Here is a 1,247-nt window from a genome sequence, read left to right on the forward strand (position 1 = left end):
GTCGGATCCGGTTGTCATCGTCCCGGACGTGGAGTTGCCTGAGGGTACGGGCGAGCTGAACCTGGATCAGCTTGCGGAGGCGGAGGCGGAGGCGGGGGCGGTCCCGGTCTCTGTGCCGCGGTCCGAGAGTGTCGTGGTGCCGGAGTCGGTGGTTCCCGTTCCGCCGAACTTCGCGGACCCGCGCCTCTCTTTGGCGGATGCGGTGGCCGAAGGCTCTCCGGTGGGGCAGTGGGCGGACTACATCGTGGCCAGGACGGTGCACGACCGGAGGAACGGCGTCCCCCACGTAGTGACTGAGTTCTTGAGGAGCTTCCGCATTAGCCCTACTTCGAACCGGGGTCGCTTCGTTATCGGTGTCCTGGAGGCGACGGGAGTGCTCGCGCCCTATCCGATGCGTGAGGGTGCCACCTATGACCAGATGCGGAGGGCGGTCGGCCTGGTTGCCGGCAAGCTGAAAGCCAGCGAGCCGCTTGCTCTGCCGGAGGTAGCGGGCGCCGTCGTGGGTGCCTTGTCCCCGTCCGCAGGGGCATGGCGGCTTCTGGGCTGGGCCACCGGTGCCATGCTTCTTCATCCTCGGCCGGACGGTGCCCGTCATCAGATGAAGAATCAGGTGGTGGAACTGGGCCGGCAGGCCCAGCGCCGCGGTCAGGTGCCCGATGTGGAGGGGTTCGCACGGTCCGTCTTCGCAGTGGCCGCGACGGCCGAGGTGACGGAGCATCAGAAGTTCCTGGTCGCCGGCTGGCTGAGCGGAGAAGAAGTCTCGTGGGAGCCCGTCGCCGGCACGGAGGTCACGCCCGGACCGGTGGATCCGGGCCAGGAGGTCACGCCCGGACCTGTCACCGAGCTCGACCGGTTCGCCGATGACGTGGTGACTTACGCGCTGTCCCAACTCGCCCTTGGCCGTGCGGTCGATATCTCCGGTATGGAGGGCGTGGTCAGGCAGGGCGAGAGGGAGTGGTTCGGAGTTGGCGTGCTGGAGTGGATGGGGCTCGCTGGTCCTGGAGGGCACATGCGCAGGGGCGCCAACTTCCGGGAGATGCAGGGCATCGTCGCGTCGGCTCAGCGTGACAAGGCGGCGGGCCGGCCTGTCGATGCCCGGCGCTACGAGACGACAAAGGTAGTCGGGTCGGGGGAGTGGGCTCGTCGTGTGGACCGGATCAAGGGGTGGCTGACGGCCGCCGGTGTGGTGGGCTCCCGGCCGGTGAACGGTTCCAGGCAGGCGTTGATCGACAAGGCCCGGGGGCTGG

Annotated in this window: 1 protein-coding gene; it reads left to right on the forward strand. The window is 68.5% G+C overall.

Annotated features, from left to right (window positions below; genetic code table 11):
* On the forward strand, positions 1–1,247 hold a 1,247-nt coding region (locus ACFUJR_RS39330; RefSeq protein ID WP_383451318.1), incomplete at both ends, for a hypothetical protein.

The sequence above is a fragment of the Streptomyces sp. NPDC057271 genome, assembly GCF_042668715.1.
GTDB lineage: Bacteria > Actinomycetota > Actinomycetes > Streptomycetales > Streptomycetaceae > Streptomyces.